Origin of the sequence: Mesorhizobium intechi, assembly GCF_002879535.1 — a bacterium.
Taxonomy (GTDB): Bacteria; Pseudomonadota; Alphaproteobacteria; order Rhizobiales; family Rhizobiaceae; genus Mesorhizobium; species Mesorhizobium intechi.
Genome location: NZ_PNOT02000003.1, coordinates 12,141 through 33,615, shown reverse-complemented (window position 1 = coordinate 33,615; position 21,475 = coordinate 12,141). Strand labels below are relative to the sequence as shown.

At 65.9% G+C, this 21,475-nt stretch carries 26 protein-coding genes; 14 read left to right on the top strand and 12 right to left on the bottom strand.

What is annotated here, in order from left to right; all coding sequences use genetic code 11:
- Positions 1-510: DUF1275 family protein (locus tag C1D09_RS00235; RefSeq protein WP_143972434.1), on the top strand; the 510-nt coding region annotated here is incomplete at its 5' end.
- 2 nt (positions 511-512) lie between these two features.
- Here the strand turns inward: C1D09_RS00235 and C1D09_RS00230 are convergent.
- Positions 513-980 carry a MarR family winged helix-turn-helix transcriptional regulator gene (locus tag C1D09_RS00230; protein ID WP_143972433.1) on the bottom strand — a complete coding sequence of 156 codons (468 nt, stop codon included), beginning with the start codon at positions 978-980 and terminating at the stop codon, positions 513-515.
- Between the two features lie 122 nt (positions 981-1,102).
- Here C1D09_RS00230 and C1D09_RS00225 point away from each other — a divergent pair, with 122 nt between their 5' ends.
- Positions 1,103-1,918: a p-hydroxycinnamoyl CoA hydratase/lyase gene (locus tag C1D09_RS00225; RefSeq protein WP_208760323.1), complete on the top strand. Its 816-nt coding sequence runs from the start codon at positions 1,103-1,105 to the stop codon at positions 1,916-1,918.
- Between the two features lie 51 nt (positions 1,919-1,969).
- Positions 1,970-3,484, top strand: coding sequence for an AMP-binding protein (locus C1D09_RS00220; RefSeq protein ID WP_246135610.1), 1,515 nt, complete (start codon positions 1,970-1,972; stop codon positions 3,482-3,484).
- Positions 3,485-3,496: 12 nt separating this feature from the next.
- Here C1D09_RS00220 and C1D09_RS00215 read toward each other — a convergent pair whose 3' ends face one another.
- Positions 3,497-4,222: a 3-keto-5-aminohexanoate cleavage protein gene (locus C1D09_RS00215; protein ID WP_143972430.1), complete on the bottom strand. Its 726-nt coding sequence runs from the start codon at positions 4,220-4,222 to the stop codon at positions 3,497-3,499.
- Positions 4,223-4,473: 251 nt separating this feature from the next.
- Between C1D09_RS00215 and C1D09_RS00210 the strand changes: the two genes are divergently transcribed.
- Positions 4,474-4,665: a hypothetical protein gene (locus C1D09_RS00210; protein WP_167514435.1), complete on the top strand. Its 192-nt coding sequence runs from the start codon at positions 4,474-4,476 to the stop codon at positions 4,663-4,665.
- Here C1D09_RS00210 and C1D09_RS00205 read toward each other — a convergent pair whose 3' ends face one another.
- Complete coding sequence (locus tag C1D09_RS00205; RefSeq protein ID WP_143972428.1) at positions 4,666-6,765, bottom strand: EAL domain-containing protein; 2,100 nt, start codon at positions 6,763-6,765, stop codon at positions 4,666-4,668.
- A gap of 232 nt (positions 6,766-6,997) precedes the next feature.
- Between C1D09_RS00205 and C1D09_RS00200 the strand changes: the two genes are divergently transcribed.
- On the top strand, positions 6,998-7,447 hold the full coding sequence (locus C1D09_RS00200) for an ester cyclase (protein ID WP_143972427.1): 450 nt from the start codon (positions 6,998-7,000) through the stop codon (positions 7,445-7,447).
- A 60-nt stretch (positions 7,448-7,507) separates the two neighbouring features.
- Here the strand turns inward: C1D09_RS00200 and C1D09_RS00195 are convergent, their stop codons facing one another.
- Both C1D09_RS00195 and C1D09_RS00190 read right to left on the bottom strand, forming a co-directional pair.
- Complete coding sequence (locus C1D09_RS00195; RefSeq protein WP_208760322.1) at positions 7,508-8,044, bottom strand: hypothetical protein; 537 nt, start codon at positions 8,042-8,044, stop codon at positions 7,508-7,510.
- 120 nt (positions 8,045-8,164) lie between these two features.
- On the bottom strand, positions 8,165-8,491 hold the full coding sequence (locus C1D09_RS00190) for a DUF1330 domain-containing protein (protein ID WP_143972426.1): 327 nt from the start codon (positions 8,489-8,491) through the stop codon (positions 8,165-8,167).
- Positions 8,492-8,668: 177 nt separating this feature from the next.
- On the opposite strand from C1D09_RS00190, the gene C1D09_RS00185 reads away from it, so the two are divergent.
- The 5 genes from C1D09_RS00185 (at position 8,669) to C1D09_RS00165 (ending at position 12,194) form a co-directional block, all read left to right on the top strand.
- A complete protein-coding gene (locus tag C1D09_RS00185; RefSeq protein ID WP_143972425.1) occupies positions 8,669-9,361 on the top strand; it encodes a winged helix-turn-helix transcriptional regulator in 693 nt (230 codons plus the stop codon).
- A gap of 63 nt (positions 9,362-9,424) precedes the next feature.
- Positions 9,425-10,552 (top strand): bifunctional DNA-binding transcriptional regulator/O6-methylguanine-DNA methyltransferase Ada, encoded by a 1,128-nt coding sequence (gene ada, locus C1D09_RS00180; protein WP_143972424.1) that lies wholly within the window; start codon positions 9,425-9,427, stop codon positions 10,550-10,552.
- A gap of 18 nt (positions 10,553-10,570) precedes the next feature.
- Positions 10,571-10,780, top strand: coding sequence for a hypothetical protein (locus tag C1D09_RS00175; protein ID WP_246135609.1), 210 nt, complete (start codon positions 10,571-10,573; stop codon positions 10,778-10,780).
- Positions 10,781-10,899: 119 nt separating this feature from the next.
- Positions 10,900-11,454, top strand: coding sequence for a methylated-DNA--[protein]-cysteine S-methyltransferase (locus C1D09_RS00170; protein WP_143972422.1), 555 nt, complete (start codon positions 10,900-10,902; stop codon positions 11,452-11,454).
- Positions 11,451-12,194: a 2OG-Fe(II) oxygenase gene (locus C1D09_RS00165; protein ID WP_143972421.1), complete on the top strand. Its 744-nt coding sequence runs from the start codon at positions 11,451-11,453 to the stop codon at positions 12,192-12,194. The genes C1D09_RS00170 and C1D09_RS00165 overlap by 4 nt, the downstream gene beginning before the upstream one ends.
- Positions 12,195-12,234: 40 nt before the next feature.
- Here the strand turns inward: C1D09_RS00165 and C1D09_RS00160 are convergent, their stop codons facing one another.
- From C1D09_RS00160 to C1D09_RS00145, 4 genes are all read right to left on the bottom strand, one after another.
- The gene (locus tag C1D09_RS00160) at positions 12,235-13,167 is read right to left on the bottom strand and encodes a sigma-70 family RNA polymerase sigma factor (protein WP_143972420.1); all 933 of its coding nucleotides are present in this window, start codon (positions 13,165-13,167) and stop codon (positions 12,235-12,237) included.
- 88 nt (positions 13,168-13,255) lie between these two features.
- Positions 13,256-14,209, bottom strand: a complete 954-nt coding sequence (locus C1D09_RS00155; protein WP_143972419.1) for an alpha/beta hydrolase — start codon at positions 14,207-14,209, stop codon at positions 13,256-13,258.
- A gap of 105 nt (positions 14,210-14,314) precedes the next feature.
- A complete protein-coding gene (locus C1D09_RS00150; RefSeq protein ID WP_143972418.1) occupies positions 14,315-15,196 on the bottom strand; it encodes an SDR family oxidoreductase in 882 nt (293 codons plus the stop codon).
- 122 nt (positions 15,197-15,318) lie between these two features.
- Positions 15,319-15,906 (bottom strand): dihydrofolate reductase family protein, encoded by a 588-nt coding sequence (locus C1D09_RS00145; protein WP_143972417.1) that lies wholly within the window; start codon positions 15,904-15,906, stop codon positions 15,319-15,321.
- Between the two features lie 111 nt (positions 15,907-16,017).
- On the opposite strand from C1D09_RS00145, the gene C1D09_RS00140 reads away from it, so the two are divergent.
- Entirely contained in the window at positions 16,018-16,440 is a 423-nt protein-coding gene (locus C1D09_RS00140; protein WP_143972416.1) for a winged helix-turn-helix transcriptional regulator, read from the top strand.
- 67 nt (positions 16,441-16,507) lie between these two features.
- On the opposite strand, the gene C1D09_RS00135 is transcribed toward C1D09_RS00140, so the two are convergent.
- Positions 16,508-17,221 (bottom strand): DUF899 domain-containing protein, encoded by a 714-nt coding sequence (locus C1D09_RS00135; RefSeq protein ID WP_143972415.1) that lies wholly within the window; start codon positions 17,219-17,221, stop codon positions 16,508-16,510.
- Positions 17,222-17,430: 209 nt separating this feature from the next.
- Here C1D09_RS00135 and dinB point away from each other — a divergent pair, with 209 nt between their 5' ends.
- Positions 17,431-18,678, top strand: coding sequence for a DNA polymerase IV (gene dinB / locus C1D09_RS00130; RefSeq protein ID WP_143972414.1), 1,248 nt, complete (start codon positions 17,431-17,433; stop codon positions 18,676-18,678).
- Between the two features lies 1 nt (position 18,679).
- Here the strand turns inward: dinB and C1D09_RS00125 are convergent, their stop codons facing one another.
- Positions 18,680-19,090: an excalibur calcium-binding domain-containing protein gene (locus tag C1D09_RS00125; protein WP_246135608.1), complete on the bottom strand. Its 411-nt coding sequence runs from the start codon at positions 19,088-19,090 to the stop codon at positions 18,680-18,682.
- A gap of 96 nt (positions 19,091-19,186) precedes the next feature.
- Between C1D09_RS00125 and rsgA the strand changes: the two genes are divergently transcribed.
- Positions 19,187-20,227: a ribosome small subunit-dependent GTPase A gene (gene rsgA / locus C1D09_RS00120; protein WP_167514434.1), complete on the top strand. Its 1,041-nt coding sequence runs from the start codon at positions 19,187-19,189 to the stop codon at positions 20,225-20,227.
- 34 nt (positions 20,228-20,261) lie between these two features.
- On the opposite strand, the gene C1D09_RS00115 is transcribed toward rsgA, so the two are convergent.
- Complete coding sequence (locus C1D09_RS00115) at positions 20,262-20,792, bottom strand: sterol desaturase family protein (RefSeq protein WP_143972413.1); 531 nt, start codon at positions 20,790-20,792, stop codon at positions 20,262-20,264.
- 185 nt (positions 20,793-20,977) lie between these two features.
- Between C1D09_RS00115 and C1D09_RS00110 the strand changes: the two genes are divergently transcribed.
- Complete coding sequence (locus tag C1D09_RS00110) at positions 20,978-21,448, top strand: NUDIX hydrolase (RefSeq protein ID WP_143972412.1); 471 nt, start codon at positions 20,978-20,980, stop codon at positions 21,446-21,448.
- The last annotated feature ends 27 nt before the right edge of the window (positions 21,449-21,475 follow it).

Sequence of the window (21,475 nt, the reverse complement as noted above, 5' to 3'; positions counted from 1 at the left end):
GTGTTCTGCATCGTTGTCATCCTGACCCAGCTGGCCGGCGAGCATTTGCGCCGGCGCGGACATCAGGCGCTCGGGGTGCTGCTGGCGACAAAACTGGCGCTGCTCGTCATCGGCGCGGCGCTAGCGATCCGCTTTGGCCCCTTCGCCAGCGGCGACAGCGTGGCGGCGATCGTCACGGGCATGGTGCTGGTCGCCGCGATGGCGATCCAGAATGCGGTGCACCGGGTCCATCTGCCGGCAGCGCCGCCCTCGACGCTGATGACCGGAACCACCACCCAGATCATGATCGACCTCGCCGATCTCATCGGCGGCACGGCCCCGGAGACCCGCCCGGCGCTCATTGCCCGCCTGCGGCGCATGGCGGCGGCCGTCGCCGTGTTCGCCGCCGGCTGCGCGGCAGCCGCGCTCGGCTTTGCCTATGCCAATGTGTGGTGCTTCGTCGTGCCGCCGGTGATCGCGCTCGCCGCGCTGCTGCTGCGGCTGTCCGCGCCGGACGGGAAAGCCGGGTAGTTCTAGTCTCGGTCTTCGTCCGTCCAGATCAGGCGCAGCAGGCGCAGCAGCGTCGCCCGCTCCTTCTTCGTCAGCCTTTGCAGAAACCTGTCCTCGTGCCGGCGGACCTGTCGCCGCCAGCCCTGCATGGCCTGTCTGGCTGCCGTGGTCAGGGTCAGCATCCGCACGCGCCTGTCCTCGGCATGGTCGTCGCGCTCGACCAGCCCACGCTCTTCCAGTTCTGCCAGCAACGGCGCCATATTGGCGCTCTTCATGCCGAGCAGACGGCACAGTTCCGCGGCGCGGATGCCAGGCCGCTCATCGATCAGCGCCAGCATGCCATAGGTGACCGGGCGCAGGCCCGCATCGGCCAGCTCGACCGCGAAATCGTTGAGCGCGAAAGCCGAGGCACGCTTGAGGTTGTAGCCGATCTGCGCATCGAGCGCATTGTCGGACATTTCTGGCACGGTGCGAGGCTGGGTTTCGTCCATGCCAACCGATCGCCGCGATGCCGGCTCTTGTCAAGCGAAAAAGACTATGCGACATAGCAATCGAGATAGCTATACTCCATAGCAATTGCCCTTGACTATGATGGAGCGGGAGGAGACTGACCATGACCGATGAGACCGTTGCTTTCGATGTCGAGAACGGCATTGCCTGGGTGCGCTTCAACCGTCCGGACAAGCGCAATTGCATGAACCCGACGCTCAACCGACGCATGATGGAGGTTCTCGACGAGCTCGAATACCGCGCCGATGTCGGCGTGCTCGTGCTGTCGGGCACGGGCAGCGCCTGGTCGGCGGGCATGGACCTGAAGGAATATTTCCGCGAGACCGAAGCCAAGGGGCTCGGCGCCGTCCGCAAGGCGCAATCGGAAGCCTATGGCTGGTGGCGGCGCCTGCGCTGGTACGGCAAGCCGACCATCGCCATGGTCAATGGCTGGTGCTTCGGCGGCGGCTATGGCCCGCTCTTCGCCTGCGACCTCGCCTTCGCCGCCGACGAGGCGCAGTTCGCTCTGTCCGAGATCAACTGGGGCATCCTGCCCGGCGGCGGCGCCACCAAGGTGGTGGTCGACCTGCTGTCGATGCGTGACGCCATGTACCACGCACTGACCGGCGAACTCATCGACGGCAGGAAGGCCGCCGCCTGGAAGCTGGTCAATGAAAGCCTGCCGCTGGCGGACCTGAAGGCGCGTGTCACCGAGGTCGCCAACATCCTTCTGAAGAAGAACCCGATCGCGCTGAAGGCGACCAAGGACGCAATCCGCCGTGTCGGCGAAATGACCTACGACAATGCCGAGGACTATCTGGTCCGCGCCCAGGAGGCGGCCAACTCGCACGACAATGAGGGCCGCAAGGAAGGCATCCGCCAGTTCATCGATGAAAAGAGCTACAAGCCGGGCCTCGGCGCTTACGACAAGGCCAGATGACGCGATAAGCCAACGACGCGAGCCACCGACGCAATCTGGGAGGAGATGCGCATGCCGGCCTTGACGACTTCAGACCCGGTGGCCCTGCATGCCGGCGCGCAGCCGGACCGTGTCGCCTGCGTCGACCTGGCCTCCGGCCGGCGCTGGACCTATGCCGCGCTTGACGAAACCATCCAGCGCACTGTGCGCGTTCTCGAAACCGGCTACGGCATCAGGCCCGGGCAACGGATCGCCACGCTGGCCCGCAACAGCGCCGATCTCCTGATCCTGCAGCACGCCGCGATGCGGCTCGGCGCCATCTTCGTGCCGGTCAACTGGCGGCTCGCCGGTGCCGAACAGCAGGCGATCCTTGCCGATTGCGATCCAGCGCTGCTGTTGCATGACGCCACCGTGCAGACGGCATTGCCCAGGGGCTGCATCCCCGTCGATGTCGCTGCTTTCGCGGTGGCGGTCGAGGCAGAGACGCCGGCGCCGCGCCGACCCCTGCCCGCCGACGATGCGCCCTCGATCATCCTCTACACATCGGGCACGTCGGGCCGGCCGAAGGGCGTCATCGTCACCGAGCGCAATGCCTTCGCCACGGCGGTCAATTTCGGCGTGCTGGGCCGCGTCGGCAATGCCAGCATCTTCCTCTGCGATGCGCCGATGTTCCATGTCATCGGCCTCATTACCAGCCTGCGTCCGCCGCTGCTTCAGGGCGGCACCGTGCTGATCTCGCCTGGCTTCGATGCCGGCGCCACCAATCGCCGCCTCGCCGATCCGGCCCTTGGCGTCACCCATTATTTCTGCGTGCCGCAGATGGCCAGGATGCTGCGCGACCACCCCGACTTCACGCCGGCGCGCTGGACCTCGCTCACCGCCATCTTCACCGGGGGCGCGCCAAACCCGGCCACGGACATCCGCTGGTGGCTGGCCCAGGGCGTGCGCATGGCCGACGGCTTCGGCATGACGGAGGCGGGCACGGTGCTTGGCATGCCGGTCGAGGCCGGCCGCATCGCCGGCAAGGCAGGCTCGGCCGGCCTGCCGGCGCCGACGATCGGCCTGCGCCTCGTCGACGACAATGGCGGCGACGTTGCGGCCGGCGAGCCAGGCGAGATATGGCTGTCCGGGCCTTCGATCACACCTGGCTACTGGAACCGGCCGGAAGAGACCGAACGCGCCTTTACCGCCGATGGCTGGTTCCGCACCGGCGACATCGCGCGGCGCGATGAGGAAGGCTTCGTCACCCTCGTCGACCGTCGCAAGGATATGTTCATCTCCGGCGGCGAGAACGTCTATCCCGTCGAAATCGAAACCGTGTTGCTCGACCATCCCGGCATCGCCGAAGCCGCCGTGATCGGCGTCGCCGACGCGCGCTGGGGCGAAGTCGGGCGCGCCTTCATCGTGATGAAACCCGGATACATCGTCGATCCGGCCGATCTGGCGGACCATTGCGGCGCCCGCATCGCCCGCTTCAAGGTACCGAAAGAGTTCCTTGTCACCGATACGCTGCCGCGCACCGCATCCGGCAAGATCCAGAAACACATTTTGCGTGCGTGGACAGCACCGGTCCGCAAGCAGGTCTGAGGCAGACGGCGGTCAGCCGGCGGAACCGGCGCGGAAAAACGCCACCGCCGCAGCGACGATTTCCGCATTGTCCTTCGCCACCCTTCCATCGGCCAGCGTCTTGCCGTCTTCCAGCCCGACCCTCGTCGACCACCGCTTTTGGCGCGCCAGCTCGACGAACGACCAGACGGTGGCGTCGACGCCGTGAAGCAGGATCGGCCGCCGCACTTCGGCGTGCTCGAGCACGGCGGCGATGCCGTTTGCCTCGGCGAGTGCTGAGGCAAGGTCCGGTATGTCGATCTCGATCAGGATGCGCAGCACCCGGTCGTGATCGGCGAGCGCCACGAACCGCTCGGCGTCCTCTATCGTGGCGAGCCCGGCCTCGATGCCCACGCCGCGCTGGCGCAGCAGCTCCATCACGGCCGGCGCGTCGGCCTCGGAGAGATTGACCGAGGCGTAGTCGGGCAACTCGCGCCAGGCGGCGATCGCCGCGCGGGTGCGCGCGACATCGTTCTCGATCCATGCGCCGGTCGACACTCCGGCCAGCGTGCCTGGGCAGGCCCCGCGCACGGCCAGCACCGTCGCATCGACGGCGGTCAGGCTTTCGTGCCCGTCGGCGCCGCGCGGATGGATGTGCAGTTCGGCCGCACCGGCCGCCACGCAAGCGGCGGCGTCGCTGGCCATGGCCTGCGCCGTCAGCGGCAGCTTCGGGTGAAAGTCGCGCGGACGGGCGCCGTTGATGCAGGCCTGGACAATCATCAATGTCAACCTCGGACAAGAGAGGTGGCAGTCTACCGTCGCCGCAGTACAAGGCAAAGAGTTGGGAGACGTCACTCCTGACAGGCGGCCGAAGAAGCGGACATCTCGCCCACGTCGGGGAGTTGGCCGTTTCACGGGCCGCGCTTATCCGGCCATTCCTCGGCATTTGAATAAAAACCGGCTGTGGATATTTACCCCACATTCCGCCGGGCCGGCCAAGATAAATTAGGGCGGGATCATGGAGGGAACCATTGACCAGCGATTTCTCAGCCGCCCGCATCCATCTCGAACGCGCTTATCACTACCTGCGCGGCAATGACGAGACGAGCCGCTCGGCATGCGAGGCCCTCGACCTCCTGATCGAGACGGTGGCGGAAGCCCAGCACAGGCGACCCGAGACCGGCGTGCTGGAATTTCCGCAAGCGATGGTGCGGCAACTCTGACTAGGACGCCTTGCGGGCCGGTGACGAAGCCACCGGCCCGGTGGCGCGCGCGACAATCCGCTCCAGCGGCTCGGGCCGGTGCAGCAGGAAACCCTGGCCGAAATCGACGCCCATCGCCTGCAGGATGCCGAGCGTCTCGGCTTGCTCGATCTTCTCGGCCACGACGGCGCAGCCGACGCTGCGGGCAATGCCTGATATGGCTGAGACGATCTCGCGGTCGAAGCGGCTCTCGGCCATGTGCTCGATGAAGGACCCATCGATCTTGATGGCATCGACCGGAAAGCGCCTGAGATATTCGAACGAGCTCATGCCGGCGCCGAAATCGTCGAGGCTGACCTTGCAGCGCCGCTCGCGCGCCTTGCGCACGAACGTCTCGGCGGCGTCGAAATTGGTGACGGCGGCGGTTTCCGTGATCTCGAAGCCGATGCCGGAATGCGGCGTGCCTGTCTCCTCGATGATGCTGTCGACAAAGTCCCACAGTCCGGGATCGCTCAGCGTCTGCGCCGACAGGTTGAAGCCGAGCGTGATCGCGCCGGACTTCATCGCCGCGCCATGCCGCGACAGCGCGGTGCGGATGATCCAGCGATCGAGCCTGGCGGCCATGCCGAAGCGCTCCGCCGCCGGGATGAATTCGCTGGGCGGAATGAGCTTGCCGCCGCGTCCGGCAAGCCGCGCCAGCACCTCGACATGGCGGTTCTCCTGCCAGGGCCGGCCCAGCCGGTGGATCTCCTGGCCGAACAGTTTCAGCCTTCCGTCCTCCATGGCGTCGACCGTGTCGGCGGCGAGCCGCGCCGCGTTGAGGCCGCCGGAATTGGCCTCGCCCGAAAACACCGCGAAGCGGTCGCGCCCGGCGGCCTTTGCCGCGTAGCAGGCATCGTCGGCGCAGGCCAGCGCATCAGCAACCGTGGTGACCCGGTCGTTGACGATGGCGATGCCGATGCTTGCCGCGAGCCGCCGCGCGGTCGCGGCAACGCCGAGATCGGCGCCGCGCACGGCCGCCAGTATGGCTCCGGCCAGCCGCTCCGCCTGCGCCACGTCGCAATGCGGCACCAGCAGGGCGAACTCGTCGCCACCGAGCCGTGCCGCGTGCGCCGATGACGGCAGGCAGCTGCCAATGCCCGCCGCCACGCTCTTCAGCGCCAGGTCGCCGGCGGCGTGGCCAGCGAAGTCGTTGAGCGCCTTGAAGTAGTCGAGATCGACGTAGAACACCGCCAGCGGCACCCCTGTGGCGATGTGATCGGCAAGCAGCCTGTCGAAGGCGGAGCGGTTCCACAAGCCGGTCAGCGCGTCGTGGCGGGCGGCAAAGGCAAGCTCCTGTTCGCGCAGCTTGTCCTCGGTGATGTCGCGCACCGTGCCGAGGACCTGGCCGGCGGCGCCCGCGGCGGCGACGAAGCGCACCAGCGATTCGACATGGCGTATCTCGCCGTCGCGTTTGACGATGCGGTATTGCCAGGCGGTAACGCCGCTCGAGCCGGGCGACGGCTGGTGGGCACGCTCGGTGGCTTCCTTGTCGTCGGGATGCAGGAAACTGTGCCAGAGGTCGGCCGGCACCTCGTCGGTATCGGCGACGACGCCGAAAATCTCCCTGGTGCGGGCGTCCCAATAGCTCGTGTGGGTGGCGATGTCGTAGTGCCAGATTCCGGTGCCGCTGGCGGCGAGCGCCAGGCGGAAGCGCATGGTGACCTGTTCGAGCGCGGCCTCGGCCGCCTTCTGCTTCGAAATGTCGGTCTGAACGCCCATCAGCCGCAGCGGTTGGCCGTCCGCGCCGCGTTCGACGATGCCGCCGCGGTCGAGTACCCATACCCAGTGACCCAGCTTGTGCTTCAGCCTGAGTTCGGTCTCGATGGCATCGGTCAGCCCGGCAATGTGGCGGTCGCCGCTGGCCAGCGCCCGCTCGCGGTCGTCGGGATGGGTAAGCTGCAGCCACAGGTCGCTGGTGTTGGCGAGTTCATCTTCCTCATAGCCCAGCATTCGCGCCCAGGTCGACGAATAGAAGCACTCGCCCGTGCGAAGATCCCAGTCCCAGACGCCAAGATGGGCCCGCTCAAGGGCCTTGGCCCAGAACGCTCCATTACGACTTTTCTTGCCCTGACGCGCCATCGTCGGTTTTCGCCTGCTCCACCTGCGGGCAATCTGCGACAAAACCAGAGAAGAAACAGTTACCGGGACGCGGCAGGCATGCCTCCCCGCCTGCAATATTTCGCGGCGCGCGCCTTTCGATTGGCCGGCAAGAACCGGAGTTTTGCGCTCCCCCGATGGTTCTAGGGATGGCTCAGGTCATCGCCCGGACCGATCCGCCGATGACCCAGCCAAATACGAAAGGACGCTCCCAATGACCAAACAGGAAGACAACAAGGCCGCCGTCGTCAGGTGGTTCACCGACTTCTGGGGTGAAACCTGCGATCTGTCCGTCGTCGACGACATCGCCGCGCCCGACATGCTGCTCAAATATTCGCTGCATGAGCCGCGCCGGGGCCGCGACGACATCAAGGCCTTCATGACCGATTTCCGCGCCGCGTTCCCGGATCTCAACTTCTGGGCCACCGCCGATCTCATCGCCGAGGGCGACTACGTCGTCGGCCAGTGGGAGGGCGGCGGCACGCATACCGGCCCGGCTTTCGGTGATTTCCTCGCCGGTTCGCTGCCCGCCGCCACCGGCCGCGCCATGCGCTTCACCGGCACCACGGTGCTGAAGGTGGTCGACGGCAAGATCGTCGAGGAGATCGGCCTCGACGACGGCGTGGCGGCACTGACGCAGCTCGGCCTGATCAGGGCCGCTTGAGGCGGCCCGAGGAACGATCGTTTCTGGCCAGGCGGCGTGATCGCCGCCTGGCCTCATTGCTTACTGGCTCGGCGCCATCGTGTGTTCGCACGACACTTTCGGATTCATGTCGGCGAAGGTGCCCGCCGGGTTGCCCTTCCAGGCCCAGACATGCAGTTCGTAGAATTCTCCAAGGCCATAGCGGTTGGGCGCGCTGTTGAAGTTGAACAGCTGTCCTTCCAGTGACGCAGGCCCCTTCGAGGTGATGTATTCGACCGCCACCAGTCTAAGCGTTCCATCGGCCATCGGCTCGTACATCACGGCCTCGGGACGGGCGATGTCTATCTTTTCGTCCTTCAGATACTGGCCGTTGACGTAGTGGATGCCCATGGCGCCGCCGCTGATGCCGCTGGCGCAGGGAATGGGCGCGTAGCCCTCGGCCGTCGCCGCCTTGACGTCCAGGAACCGGCTGTTGGCCGCCCGTACCTTCTCGGCCAGCGGATTGGGTCCGGATACGGCTTCAACCGCTTCCTGATGCGCCTGCGCGAACGAGGTGCAGACGGCCAGCATGGCCCCCGCCATGACGTGCCTGTTGCGAAGATTTGATATCATGTCCATTCCATTCTTCTTGAAAAAGCACAGCCGCCCGGCCGGCGAAAATACGGCGGCCCGACAGGCAAGCGCTGTGGCTGTTGTTGCTTGAGGATCCCGAAATCGATGCGAGGAACGCCGGTAGGATCATCCCTTCGGCAGATACGGGATCGTTCCGGCCAGATCGGTATCGTCGATCAGCTGGAAGCGGCTGTCGCTGCCGCCCTGACGCGCCGAAACGAAAGGCGCATAGGCCGGATCGTTGGTGAAGGCGCGCGCCGCCGCTTCCGACGGGAACGCCATCAAGGCGATCAGCGTGGTCTCGAGCGGCTTGCCTTCAAGCGTCTTCACATTGCCGCTGCGCGACAGATATTTGCCGCCATGCTTGTGGACGATGTCGTGCACCGAGGCGGCGTAGGCTGGCACCCATTTCGGGTCCTTCATCTTGATGTCCGCGATTACGTAAGCAGTCATGGTCATCTCCTGGTTGCGGCGCACAGGGTTATCCCGTGCAACCGGCCAAAGAGCTCGCATGGCCGGCCCCTCGCCAACCAGTCCGCGATCTGTACTGGGGCGGTACAGTTTCCGTACTGGCCGCTTCATTCATGAAGGCCTAATGTTCGGTCCAGCTTCGGGGGAGGAGCACCGATCATGGCCCAGCACGGATACAAGCAGTTTTGCCCGCTATCGATGGCCGCCGAGGTGCTGTGCACCCGCTGGACCATGGTGCTGATGCGCGAATTGGTGGCGGGTTCGACCCGTTTCAACGACCTGCGCCGCGGCGTCCCCAAAATGTCGCCGACCCTTCTTTCGCAACGGTTGAAGGAGCTCGAGCTGGCGGGGATCGTCGAGCGAAAGGAGGTGGCTGGCGAGAAAGCGATCTTCGACTATCGGTTGACCGAGGCCGGCCGCGATTTGCGCCCCGTCGTCGAGGCGATGGGTTTTTGGGGACAGAAATGGGTCGAGTCCCGGCTGTCGCTCAAGAACCTCGATCCGTCGCTGCTGATGTGGGACATGCGGCGCAATCTGAACCCCTCGCCGCTCCCCGAAGGACGCACGGTGATACAATTTCTGTATCAGGATCTGCCGGCGTCCAAGCGATCGTGGTGGCTGATCGTCGAAAAGCACGGCGAGGTCGACCTGTGCTGGTACGATCCCGGCTTCGATGTCGACCTCTACGTCTCCACCGACCTGCACACGATGACGGCAATCTGGATGGGGCTGCTGACCGTCGAGAAGGCCGGCGCGAAGGTTTCCCTGACTGGCGACCAGACTATCGGCAAGAAGATGCAGACCTGGCTCGGGCTCAGCCCGTTCGCGGCGGAGCCCAAGCGCGCGGCATAGGAGCGCGGGAGCATTTGGCAGGAAACGGGTGGCGGGGCCGTCTTCCAGCGTCTTCAATGCGGCATGTTCATCACTCTCGCCAAAGACCTCGAATCGACGCCGCTGCCGGTCGCTGATGACCCGCGCTGGGCGCGCATCGTCGCGCGCGACAAATCGGCGGACGGCGAGTTCTGGTATTCGGTGGCGACGACCGGCGTCTATTGCCGGCCCTCCTGCCCGTCGCGGCGCGCCAACCCCGCCAATGTGCAACTGCACGCCACGCTGGCTCAGGCGAAGGCAACCGGCTTTCGCGCCTGCCGGCGCTGCAAGCCGGATGGCCCTTCTCTGGAGGCCGGCAATGCCGCGATGGTCGCCGATGCCTGCCGCAGGATCGAACAGAGCGAGGGAGAGCCATCGCTCGCGGAACTGGCTGATGCCGCCGGCCGCAGCGCCGGCTATTTCCACCGCGTCTTCAAGGCGATCATCGGGCTGACGCCGAAGGACTATGCCGCCGCGCATCGTGCCGCCCGGGTCCGCCAGGGTCTCGAGGACGGCGCCAGCGTCACAGTGGCGATCTACGATGCCGGCTTCAATTCGAGCGGGCGCTTCTACGAGAAATCCACCGGCATGCTCGGCATGACGCCGACGCGCTACCGTGCCGGCGGCGCCAATGAGGACATACGCTTCGCCGTCGGCGAGACCACGCTCGGCGCCATACTGGTCGCGTCGAGCCGCAGGGGCGTCGCCTCGATCCTGCTCGGTGACGATCCAGACGCGCTGGTTCGCGACCTGCAGGACCGTTTCCCCAAGGCGCGGCTGATCGGCGCCGACCACGATTACGAGGCACTGGTCGCCCGCGTCGTCGGATTCGTCGAGGCCCCACGGCTCGGCCTCGACCTGCCGCTCGACGTGCGCGGCACTGCTTTCCAGCAGCGCGTCTGGCAGGCCTTGCAGGACATCCCGGTCGGCGGCACGGTTTCCTATGCGGAGATCGCCGAGCGCGTCGGCTCGCCGAAGGCAACCCGCGCCATTGCCGCCGCCTGCGCGGCCAACGCCCATGCGGTCGCGATTCCCTGCCACCGCGTGATCCGCAAGGACGGCGCCCTGTCCGGCTACGCCTGGGGCGCCGAGCGCAAGCGTGCGCTGCTCGACCGCGAGGCCGGCAAGCCAGCGAAGGCCGCCGACACGGCCTACCGGTCTTCGCGGGCCTGACGACCGGCGATGCGCGCGATGGCAAGGTCTTCCGCCGCCGGTGCGAACATCGAGATCGCCAACGGTGCTGCCATCGACGCGAAGTCACAGGTCCTGGCCGCCATCGGCAGGCTTGTCGCCGATGGCAAGGCGGAGTGGCGCCGCACCGCGACCGGCGAGATCGAACTGCGGTTGTCGAGCGGCGAACTATTCGTGCTTGGCGAGGTCGCTGTCACGCGTGTCGCCTGAAGCACTCATCTCGGCATCCTTGTCCTCGAACGCGACGATTTGAATTTGAAAGCAAGCATCGGAGTGAGGGACGCAAGGCACGCGACTAGGGTTCAGGCACGGACACAGGAGCAAAGACAATGACCCCGATGCAAACCCACATGCCAACGACAGCCCGCAATCCCGCACCTCTCGACACCATCTCCTACGCCGTCGGCCAATCCGCGATCGGCAAGATCCTGGCGGCGCGCGGCCCCGTCGGCGTCTGCGCCATCCTGATCGGCTCCGACGCCGAGGCGCTGGAGCAGGACCTTGCCGCGCGCTTCCCCGGCAAGGTGGTGGTCGACGACAAGGCCGCCCTGCGCGGCGATCTCGCGGCGATAGCCCGCTTCATCGAAACGCCCGGCGCCGGCCTCGACCTGCCGCTCGATATGAGCCACGGCACGCCGTTCCAGCAAAGGGTGTGGGAGGTGCTGCGCGCCATTCCCTGCGGCGCCACCACTACGTACACCGCGCTTGCCCGGCGCCTTGGCCAGCCGAACGGCGCGCGTGCCGTGGCGACCGCCTGTGCCGCCAACGCCATCGCGCTCGGCATACCCTGCCACCGCGTGGTCCGCGCCGACGGCACGCTGTCGGGCTACCGCTGGGGCAGCGAACGCAAGCGCGCGCTGCTCGACAAGGAGGCCGCGATATGAACGCCCACGCCAAGGTCGCCACAGCGGCGGTGGAAGCCGCCGAGACACGCATCGCCGGATACGAATGGCCAACCCTTGCCGCCGAGCTCGACGGCTTCGGCTGCGCGGTGATGGAAAAGCTGCTCTTGCCCGAAGAGTGCCGGCAGATCGCCGGCCTCTACCCCCAGGAACAGCATTTCCGCAGCCACGTCCACATGGCCAGGCACGGTTTCGGCAAGGGCGAATACCGCTACTTCCGCTATCCCTTGCCGGACCTGCTCGGTGGGTTGCGCAGCGCGCTCTATCCCAGGCTGGCCGAGGTCGCCAACCGCTGGAACGAGCGCATGGCGATCCCCTCGCGCTATCCCGCCACGCATGTCGAATTTCTGGAACAATGCCATGCCGCCGGCCAGGTCAGGCCGACACCGCTTTTGCTGCAATATGTCCCCGGCGACTTCAACTGCCTGCACCAGGACCTCTATGGCGATCTCGCCTTTCCCCTGCAGGTGGCGATCCTGCTCTCCGAACCGGGCGAGGATTTCACCGGCGGTGAATTCGCGCTGACCGAACAGCGGCCGCGCATGCAGAGCCGGGTCGAGGTGGTGCCGTTGCGCCAGGGCGATGCGGTCGCCTTCGCCGTCCACAACCGGCCGGTGCAAGGAACGAAGGGCAACTACCGCGTCAACCTGCGCCACGGCGTCAGCCGCCTGCGCTCAGGCATGCGCCACACGGTCGGCATCATCTTTCACGATGCGAAGTGAGCGTTCCTTCCTTCTCCGCTTGAGAAGGAAGGAACGCGATTCATTCCGCATCGGCAGCCACCATCTCCAGCACCCACGGGCAGGCATAATAGTCGGCAATGCGGTCAATGACGCCACCGTCGGTATGGATGCGCACGAAATAGGCTGGCCGCCAGCCCTCGCCACGCAGCCTGTCGACGACCAGCATGGCCTCCCCTTCGATCGTATCCGGACGCATGCGCCAGGGCTCGCCGCGCTCATACTCGACGAAATAGGGCGACTGGGAGAGCAGGCCATTGTAGCAGTCCGAGACCCGCAGCCGGGCGTCGGCGCTGGTCAGCGCCCGCACCCCGTCCCAGTCCCTGGCATTGAAGAGCTCGACATAGCGGCTCAGCAGCCGCTCCAGTTCGGGATCGTGCGCGGGCGCCGCGACCGGTTGCAACGGCAAGGCGGCGAGCTTGGCCCGGCCGCGATTGAGCGCCGACTTGACGCCGCCCGATGTCGAGCCGACCAGGCCGGCAATCTCCTCCAGCGAATGGTCGAAGACATCCTTGAGCAGCACGCAGGCGCGCTCCTTCGGCGGCAGGTGCACCACCAGCCGTTCGATGGCGCGCCCGGCGCCCGGACCAGCGGGCTCGACCGGCAGCACGATCTCATCGCTGGCATAGCCAGCTTCGGCCTTGAGCCGCGTGCGACGGTTGCGGATGAAGTCGATGCACCTGTTATGGGCGATGCGGAACAGCCACGGCCGCAGCGCCTGCGCATCGTCGAGCAGCCCGATCTTGCGATAGGCCTCGAACAGCGCCTCCTGCATGATGTCCTCGCCGTCGAGAGCCGAGCCCGTCATGCGCGCGCAATAGCGGTGGAGGCGGACGCGCAGATGCGAGACCGTCTCCAGGAACGCCCTGTAGCGCAGGTCGAACAGGCCCTCGGGGTCGCGGCGCGGCTCGCTGCCTTGCCTTGTCTCAGGGGAATTGCGGATCTGCTGGTTCATCGCGGCACGTCGCTCAGCATCACCGCAGCATCGCGCAGGCGCCGTGCATCCACAAGCACGAAGTGCGACACGGTCGGACCGACCATGCCTACGCCGCCTTGTCGCCGGCAACCTTGCCGTTGGCGGCATTGTCACCGACATCCGGCAGTCCAAGCCTCGGCCGCACCCAGGCGGCGAGGCGGCCGATCGCGTCGTCGGCTTCCGGCGCCCGGCCGGCCATCATCTGGAAGGAGTGCAGCATGTCCTCGAAGACGTCGAGACGCGTCTCGACGCCAGCCTGCCGCGCGCGCTCGGCGAACATGCGGCTTTCGTCGACCAGCGTCTCGTCGGCGCCGGCCTGCAGGAAGACGGGCGGAAAGCCGCTCAAATCGGCATAGAGCGGGCTGACCTCCGGATCCAGCCGGTCGCGGTCGCCGATGAAGTTGGTCACCAGCCAGTCGACGCCGCCCTTTGCGAAGAATGGATCCTTTTCGCGATGGGTTTCATAGCTGGCAGCGGTCAGCGCCATGTCGAACCAGCCGGAGATGATCAGCGTGGCGGCCGGCAGCGGCCGCCCCTGCGCGCGCAGCCGCTGCAGGACGCCATAGGTCAGCACCGCGCCGCAGGAATCCGCGGCGAGCGCGATCCGCCCGGTGTCGAAGCCCTGGTCGATGAGCCAGTTCCAGGCGGCCATCGCCGCATCGAGCTGTGCCGGAAACTTGGCCTGGCTGGCCAGCGGATAGCCATAGAGCAAGGCCCGGCAGCCAACGGCCTTGGCCAGATGGCCGACCAGCTTGCGGTGGGTGTAGATCGAGCCGCCGACGAAGCCGCCGCCATGCGCATAAAACAGTGCGCGCCGCTCGTCGGCGCCCTTCGGGACAGCCCACAGCGCAGGCACGCCGCCGGCCTCCGCCTCGATATAGTCGACGCCGCCGGGTTCTCCAGTCAGCGCCGTCCAACTGGCATCGTTGGACTCGACGAACGCCTGCGGGCTCATTTTGCCGGCATTGGCGCCGATCGCCGCGTAGTGGTTCCTGTTTGCCTCGCTCTCGATGCTCGCCATGGCGCTCTCCTGTTTACGGATCGCGGACCGCGCGACCTTTCGAGAAGCAAAGACGGACGGGCTGGCAAAAAGGATACGTCGCCGCGGACGATTTTTCCGCTCCGGCTAGCCCTCACCCCGAAACATCGCGGCGTGGCGTCGGGCGAATTCGACGAACGGCGTCGGCCGCACGCCGAACATGTCGTGCGTCGCCAGATGCACCCGCGATTTCGGCCGTCGCAACCGCTCGGCCAGTTGTTCGTCCAGCGCATCGACGAAGTCGGCCGGAACGCCGCTGGCCAGCAGGTTGCGCCGCCGCTGCGCCGGGGTGATATCGACATAGCGAACCGGCTTGCCGATCGCCCGCGACATAAGCGCGGCGATATCGCTCATCGTCAGCGCCTGCGGCCCGGTCATATCGAGGCTCTCGCCTGCATGGCCACCATCGCGCAGCAGCCGGAAAGCCACCTTGGCTATATCCTCGACATCGACCGGCGACAGTTCGGTCTCGCCGAGCGCGAGATAGAACGCGCCCTCCGCGGCAATGGTCGGCGCGTCGCGCAGGTACACCTGCATGAACTGGCTGGGGCGCAGATGCGTCCATGCCATGCCCGCCGCTTCCAGATAGCGCTCGACCTCCTCATGCATGCGGGTGAAGCGGAACTTCGTCGCGTCGTAGCCGATGTTGGATTCGGCGCCGGAGAACTTCACCACATGCGCGACACCGGCCTGCCTGCAGGCATCGATGAAACGGCACTGCGTTTCCGTCATGTCGTCGGCTGCGGTCGAAATCATCAGCACGCGCTCGATGCCATCGAGTGCCGCGCCCAGCGTGTCGGCCCGGCGCATGTCACCCGCGACCAGTTCGACGCCGGCAAGTCCGTCGAGCCCTGCCACCGACGCCCGATCGGCATCGCGCACCAGCGCCCTCACCTCATGCCCCTGCCGCGCGAACTCGCGCATGATCGCCTTGCCGTTCAGCCCCGTGGCGCCCGTCACCAGGTTCATCGTCATCTCCATCTGGGATTGAGGCGGCCGCCACGCCGGCGACCGCACCTTGAAGACGAAGAGACGAGGGCAAAGGATTCTGCCCAAACAGTTTTTTGACAGGAACCTTCGCCGTGCCTCGCTCACCGCGCCGGGGCGTAGCGGCTGACCACCATGCCGCAGGCATAGGCTTTCGAGCCGAGCAGGCGCAGGTTATGAAAACCGCCCCGGTCGAAGACGCGGCGGCCGGCACCCAGCACGGCCGGATTGATGAACAGCTGAAACTCGTCGACCAGCCCGGCGGCGATCAGCGACGAGGCGAAGCCGGCGCCGCCGAAGACGGCGATATCGGCACCCTCGCCCGCCTTCAGAGCGTTGACCTCACGCGGCAGGTCGCCACTCACCACCGTAGTGCGCTCCCATCGCGAGGTTTTCAGCCTGTCGCTCGGCACCACCTTGCGGGCCTCCACGATGCGCTGGGCGAAGGCGTAGAACGGATCGCGCGGAAACTTTTTCGCGGCATTGCCCCAATGGCCGAGATAGCCCTCCTCGGCCATCTTGCGGCTGAGCAGGATGGTGTCGATGCCGGCGAAGACGGTGTTGAAATCGCGCTTCAGCTCTTCGTCCCAGCCGATATCGTCGCCCCATTCCCAGAGCTGCCAGCGACGGTCCTCGTTCGCCCCGACAAAACCGTCGACCGACATCTGCATCTGCAAGATGAGCTTCTTCATTGTCGTCTCCTCGTTTGTCCGGCTCAAAGGAAATTGCTTTACTTTTGGAAGCATTGACGCGAAGCAAAAATGATGTCAAGAGTAAAGTGATTTAAAAATGGAACCATAGACATGTCGACACGCGAAAGGTCCGGCTGCCCGATCAGCCTGTCGCTGGAACTGCTCGGCGACCGCTGGACGTTGCTCATCATTCGCGACCTGGTCTTCGCCGGCAAAAAGCATTTTCGCGAATTCCTGCAATCGGATGAAGGCATCTCCTCGCGCACGCTGGCCGAGCGGCTGCAGACCCTGCAGAACGAAGGCATCCTCACCCGCAGCGACGATCCGAGCCACGGCCTGAAGGCGATCTACCGGCTGACGGAAGCCGGCATCGACCTGTTGCCGGTGCTGGCCACGCTCGGCGCCTGGGGCAGCAGGCACCGTAAGGCCGACGATCAGCTCGCCCGCGCCGCCGACGAACTGGCGGCCGGCGGCGAGCCGGCGCTGGAACGGATGAAGGCGGCCCTGCGGGCCGAACATCCAGCGAAAGCATGATCGCCGAAGCTCTTGAAGGATGCCGCGAGGCCGAGGCGTTGCCCAACCGCGCGGCGATCGCGGATCATCATCGACCGGCATACTCGTCGTGTAGGCGGACCCAATCGCCGAGCGTATGCGATGGCCCGTTTTCATTGCGGCCGATGGGAGTGATGTCGAGATAGCTATAGGTCCCGATCAAATTCTCGCCGCCCCGGCTCCGCACCTGGAAAGTGCAGTAGATCGTGCCATCGTCATCCCTGTAGAAGACGGTCGCGCCGGCGCGATCCCGGCCTTTCATCGCGACCTCTTCGAAATTGAAGAGCACCTTGCCCGCTTTGATCTGGTCCTCGGTGAACGACACCTGGAAATCGAAATTGAAATCGCTGCCGAATGACGAAACCCAATCGAACTGCCAATTCATCCGCGCCTTGAAATCCATGAGCTCGGCCAGCGGCGCGCGCGCGCAGACGACCAGGGTGACGTCGTGATGCCTGAGATGCTGGTTGGCGGCATCGATGTGGTCGCAAAGGAATGAACAACCGGTGCAGCGATAGTCCGCACTGGGCGGAAACATGAAGTGATAAATGATCAGCTGGCTGCGGCCCTCGAAGAGATCGGCCAGCGATTTCCTGCCGTGCGTCGTATCGAACTCGTAGAGCTTGTCGATGCGCAGCCACGGCAGTGCGCGCCGTTCCGCCGCGAGTTGTTGCCGCTGGCGCGTAAGTGCCTTCTCCTTTGCGAGATGCGATTTGTGGGCCTCGAACCAGTCCGGGTAAGGCGCGATGATGTGGTCGGTCATGTCGTCCTCCTTCCGCGTTCAGGCGTATGCGGACTGCCTCATTGCACGTCTTGAAGACGTTGCTGAAAACCGCGATCCGACATTGGCCGCGCAAATTTCGCGGGATGAGAGCAGGCGATACAGCCGGGCGCGGACACGGCGCTTGACAGATGTACATGTTATGTTCTTTATTTGTTCCGGTCCATCAGCAACCGTGGATATGCAGCCGGATGGAAACGACAGCCACCATCCTGCATGCCGATCTCGATGCCTTCTATGCCTCGGTCGAGCAGCTGCTCGCCCCCTCGCTGCGCGGCAAGCCGATCGCGGTCGGCGGCGGCGTGGTGCTCGCCGCCTCCTATGAAGCCCGCGCCTTCGGCGTGCGCAGCGGCATGCCGGGACGCAAGGCGCGCGAGCTTTGCCCGCAACTGATCTTCGTCGGCGGCAATTTCAGCCACTACCAGCGGCTGGGTGACGCGGCGATAAAAGTGCTCGACGATTTCACGCCGGTGGTCGAGCGCATCTCCATCGACGAGGCCTTCGCCGATGTCGCCGGCTGTACGCATCTGTTCGGGGAGCCGCAGGAGATCGCCACGGCGATCCGCCGCCGGGTGCGGGCCGAACTCGGCCTGCCGATCTCGATCGGCGTGGCCCGCACCAAGCATCTGGCCAAGATCGCCTCGCAGGTCGCCAAGCCCGACGGGCTGGTGGTGGTCGATCCCGGCACGGAGCTCGCCTTCCTGCACGATCTGCCGGTCTCGCTGATGTGGGGCGTCGGTCCGGCGACCAAGGCCAGGCTGGCCGAGATCGGCATCGAAACCATCGGCCAGTTGGCGAGGACCCATAGCGGCGCGCTGACGCGGCTGCTCGGTCCCGCCGCCGGCGAAAAGCTCGCCGCTCTCGCATGGAACCGCGACCCGAGGAAACTGGAGACCAGGCGCCGGGCGCACTCGGCCGGCGCGCAGTCGGCGCTCGGGCAGAAACCCGCCGTGGCGCGGGTGATCGTGCCCACCTTGCTGCATCTGGCCGACCGCGTCGCCAGCCGGCTGCGCGCCAAGGCGCGGCCCGGCCGCACGGTGACGGCGCGCGTGCGCTTTGCCGATCTCAGCGCCGTCACGCGCTCGATCACGCTGGATCAGCCGATCTCGGCGACCACCATGCTGGCCGAGATTGCCGGCGACCTGGTGCGCGGCGTGCTCGCCGACCATCCGCGCGAAAAGACCATCTCGCTGCTGGCGATCTCGGTCTCGCATCTGGAGGAGAGCGCCGAGCTGCAGCTCGACCTGCCGCTCGGCCTCGCCGACGAGAAGCGCCGCCCCGGTAGCCAAAAAGGCCTCGCCCGCTTCGGCGCCGACCGCGCAATCGACAAGATCCGCGAACGCTTCGGCAAGCACGCAGTCGGCTACGGCACGGTGGCGCTGGAAGCGGCACGCTCGGTGCCCGACGAGTTCAGGGAACTGGCGGAAAAGGAACTGTGATCTATCTGCCGGTCCGCCAATAGCGATGTACCCTGACGCCGCTACTGCTTGCCCCGTGCCAAGGTTCACAGGCGATACCGTCCCTGTCGGCATCATGCGTCGGCCAATAGCCCGGCTGCCCCTTGCGTGCGGGAGCAAGCCCGACGGCGCGGGCGGCCGCACAGTTGGGGAACGCGGCAAAATGCCTTAAGGCAGTGAGCGGCGAGTCAATCTGGATGCCGACAAAGCCATAGGCGATGTAGCCGGACAACAGGATGAACGGCGCGAAAAGAGCCAGGTATTTCAGCCTGCCGCGGCGACGCGTTGCAGGCCAATGCAAGAACGGCAGAAGCATTCCCGGCGCGCCCAGCTTCAGACCCCGACACAAATCTACCTTCACCGGGCTGCCGCGACAATCGGCAATGCTTGCCAAACCCCGCCGTGCCGCCCATACAGCGGCGTGGGCGGATCCCGAGAAGTCCACGCCTCTCCTGTCTTTCCCAGGATACTGTCCGATGTCAGCGACGCCATGCCCTTGGTCGAAGCCGTGACGGCCTCCTCCCCCTCCCTCGTCAGCCTTGGATGGTCGGAGTTTTTCGGCGACCAGCTCGAACCGGGCGATGCAGACCTCATCCCGACCCGCATTGCCATGGTCCACCGAGACCGGCTGAGCGGCCTGTCCCAGACGGGACAAGCCGACCTGTCCCTGGCGCCGCAGGCCACCACCGGCGACTACGCCGTCGGCGACTGGGTGCTGGTCGAGCCGCACAGTCACCTCCTGCGGCGTCGCCTGACCCGCAAGACTGTCCTGGAGCGCCGCGTCCAGGGCGGCAGGGGGCCACAGCTGGCCGCCGCCAATATCGACACGCTGTTCATCGTGACGTCCTGCAATGCCGACTTCAACATCGCCCGGCTGGAACGCTATCTGGCGCTGGCCAACCAAGCCGGAACGACACCCGTGATCCTGCTGACCAAGGCCGATACCGCCGAGAACGCCGAGGCATACCAAAGCCAGGCCGCCACGCTGCAGCGCGGACTGGCGGTGGTGACGCTGAACCCGCGCATATCAGGCGCGGCGAGCGCACTCGCTGCCTGGTGCGGCGCGGGGCAGACGGTGGCGCTGATCGGTTCCTCCGGCGTTGGCAAATCGACACTGGTCAACACATTGGCCGGATCGGCGCAGCAATCGCCGCAGCAGACCGGCGCCATCCGCGAACACGATGCCAAGGGACGCCACACCACCACGGCGCGGTCCCTGCATGCCATTGCCGGTGGCGGCTGGGTGATCGACACGCCGGGCATGCGCACGCTCCAGGTCAGCGACGTCGCCAACGGCATCGATACGCTGTTTGCCGAGATCACCGAGTTGGCGCCGCTCTGCAAATTCCGCGACTGCACGCATGTCCATGAGCCAGGCTGCGCGGTGCAGGCTGCCCTGAAGGCCGGCACGCTCGATCCCGAGCGCCTTGCACGCTGGCGCAAACTGTCCGATGAAAACCAGCACAACACGCCGGTTCAGACGGGACCTCGCGGCGCCAAGCCACCCGCCGGCCGCGGCAAGAGGCGCTGAACGACCGCCTCATGCCCTAACGCCTCCCCACTCCTCAAAGTCGCGCCGTGCCGAAAATCCGGTCCCAGAACAGCGACGTCACGCCGAAATTGGCGTTGTCGTCGAGATGGTGGTGCACCGCGTGGCGGCGCTTGAGCGTGTAGAGATAGCTGGGATGGGCGGGGTGCCAATGATGGATCATGTGATGGACGCTGATGTACCAGAGATAGCCCAGCATCAGCCCGCAGCCCACCGCGCTGGCGGTCGCGAAATCCGAGAGCAGCCAGATGGGCAGTGCGATCAGCGCATGCACGCCCAGGCTGAGCCAGGTTGGCGTGCCCACCCGGCTGCGCTCCTCGACATGATGACGGTCGTGCAGATCCCTGATGTAGGGAACATGATGCAGGACGAAGCGGTGCAGGACGTATTCGATGAACGTCCACAGGCCGAGACAGACCAGCACCGTGCCGATCCATTCCGGCGCGCTCTCTTCCCCGGCCTCGATGAGCCCGACCACGCCCAACAGGGCTATCGCCAATGGATAGACCACGAAATCGCTGTAGTAACCGATCAGACCGAGTTGCATTTCGGACGCCCCATCTGATTTCGACGCCGCCCCAGAATCGATGCTATCAGATTGCCGAACTCGCCGATGAGGTGCAATGCAGATGCATCTGACATAGCGTCGCAATTTCCCGGTGCAAGTTCAGCACGCGTGATCGAAGAAAGAATCGGCTGACGCGCACCGGTACCGCAAACGGACATGCAAAAATGGCAAAACGCAGTGCGGGCCTGCTGATTTATCGTCGAATGGATGGGGATATCAGGGTGCTTCTGGTTCATCCCGGCGGCCCGTTCTGGGCAAGGAAGGACGAAGGCGCCTGGTCGATCCCGAAAGGCCTCATCGACGAGGACGAGGACGAACTGGCGGCAGCGCGACGCGAGACCGGGGAAGAGCTCGGCATCACGGTCGGCGGCCCCTTCGCGCGGCTCGGCGACTACAAGCAACCAGGGGGCAAGATCATCACCGCCTGGTCGGTCGAGGCCAGCACCGGGATCGATGTGGCCACCATCAAGAGCAACACCTTCACCATGGAATGGCCGCCAAGGTCCGGGTCGATGAAAGAATTTCCCGAGGTCGACAGGGTCGGTTGGTTCAGCCTGCCCGAGGCGGAGGCAAAACTTCTGCAGGGCCAGCGCCCGATGCTGTCGGATCTGGCGAAGCAGCTGGGGATCGGGTGATTTCCGGCGGCAAAGCTGCCATCTCCC

Coding starts and splice junctions, on each gene's coding strand:
- rsgA (WP_167514434.1), top strand. CDS start 19,187: ATGCCCTTGGTCGAAGCCGTGACGGCCTCCTCCCCCTCCCTCGTCAGC.
- dinB (WP_143972414.1), top strand. CDS start 17,431: ATGGAAACGACAGCCACCATCCTGCATGCCGATCTCGATGCCTTCTAT.
- C1D09_RS00170 (WP_143972422.1), top strand. CDS start 10,900: ATGACCCCGATGCAAACCCACATGCCAACGACAGCCCGCAATCCCGCA.
- C1D09_RS00230 (WP_143972433.1), bottom strand. CDS start 980: ATGGACGAAACCCAGCCTCGCACCGTGCCAGAAATGTCCGACAATGCG.
- ada (WP_143972424.1), top strand. CDS start 9,425: ATGTTCATCACTCTCGCCAAAGACCTCGAATCGACGCCGCTGCCGGTC.
- C1D09_RS00175 (WP_246135609.1), top strand. CDS start 10,571: ATGGCAAGGTCTTCCGCCGCCGGTGCGAACATCGAGATCGCCAACGGT.
- C1D09_RS00110 (WP_143972412.1), top strand. CDS start 20,978: ATGGCAAAACGCAGTGCGGGCCTGCTGATTTATCGTCGAATGGATGGG.
- C1D09_RS00225 (WP_208760323.1), top strand. CDS start 1,103: ATGACCGATGAGACCGTTGCTTTCGATGTCGAGAACGGCATTGCCTGG.
- C1D09_RS00190 (WP_143972426.1), bottom strand. CDS start 8,491: ATGACTGCTTACGTAATCGCGGACATCAAGATGAAGGACCCGAAATGG.
- C1D09_RS00195 (WP_208760322.1), bottom strand. CDS start 8,044: ATGGACATGATATCAAATCTTCGCAACAGGCACGTCATGGCGGGGGCC.
- C1D09_RS00115 (WP_143972413.1), bottom strand. CDS start 20,792: ATGCAACTCGGTCTGATCGGTTACTACAGCGATTTCGTGGTCTATCCA.
- C1D09_RS00165 (WP_143972421.1), top strand. CDS start 11,451: ATGAACGCCCACGCCAAGGTCGCCACAGCGGCGGTGGAAGCCGCCGAG.
- C1D09_RS00140 (WP_143972416.1), top strand. CDS start 16,018: ATGTCGACACGCGAAAGGTCCGGCTGCCCGATCAGCCTGTCGCTGGAA.
- C1D09_RS00185 (WP_143972425.1), top strand. CDS start 8,669: ATGGCCCAGCACGGATACAAGCAGTTTTGCCCGCTATCGATGGCCGCC.
- C1D09_RS00135 (WP_143972415.1), bottom strand. CDS start 17,221: ATGACCGACCACATCATCGCGCCTTACCCGGACTGGTTCGAGGCCCAC.
- C1D09_RS00220 (WP_246135610.1), top strand. CDS start 1,970: ATGCCGGCCTTGACGACTTCAGACCCGGTGGCCCTGCATGCCGGCGCG.
- C1D09_RS00200 (WP_143972427.1), top strand. CDS start 6,998: ATGACCAAACAGGAAGACAACAAGGCCGCCGTCGTCAGGTGGTTCACC.
- C1D09_RS00145 (WP_143972417.1), bottom strand. CDS start 15,906: ATGAAGAAGCTCATCTTGCAGATGCAGATGTCGGTCGACGGTTTTGTC.
- C1D09_RS00215 (WP_143972430.1), bottom strand. CDS start 4,222: ATGATTGTCCAGGCCTGCATCAACGGCGCCCGTCCGCGCGACTTTCAC.
- C1D09_RS00160 (WP_143972420.1), bottom strand. CDS start 13,167: ATGAACCAGCAGATCCGCAATTCCCCTGAGACAAGGCAAGGCAGCGAG.
- C1D09_RS00150 (WP_143972418.1), bottom strand. CDS start 15,196: ATGAACCTGGTGACGGGCGCCACGGGGCTGAACGGCAAGGCGATCATG.
- C1D09_RS00155 (WP_143972419.1), bottom strand. CDS start 14,209: ATGGCGAGCATCGAGAGCGAGGCAAACAGGAACCACTACGCGGCGATC.
- C1D09_RS00205 (WP_143972428.1), bottom strand. CDS start 6,765: ATGGCGCGTCAGGGCAAGAAAAGTCGTAATGGAGCGTTCTGGGCCAAG.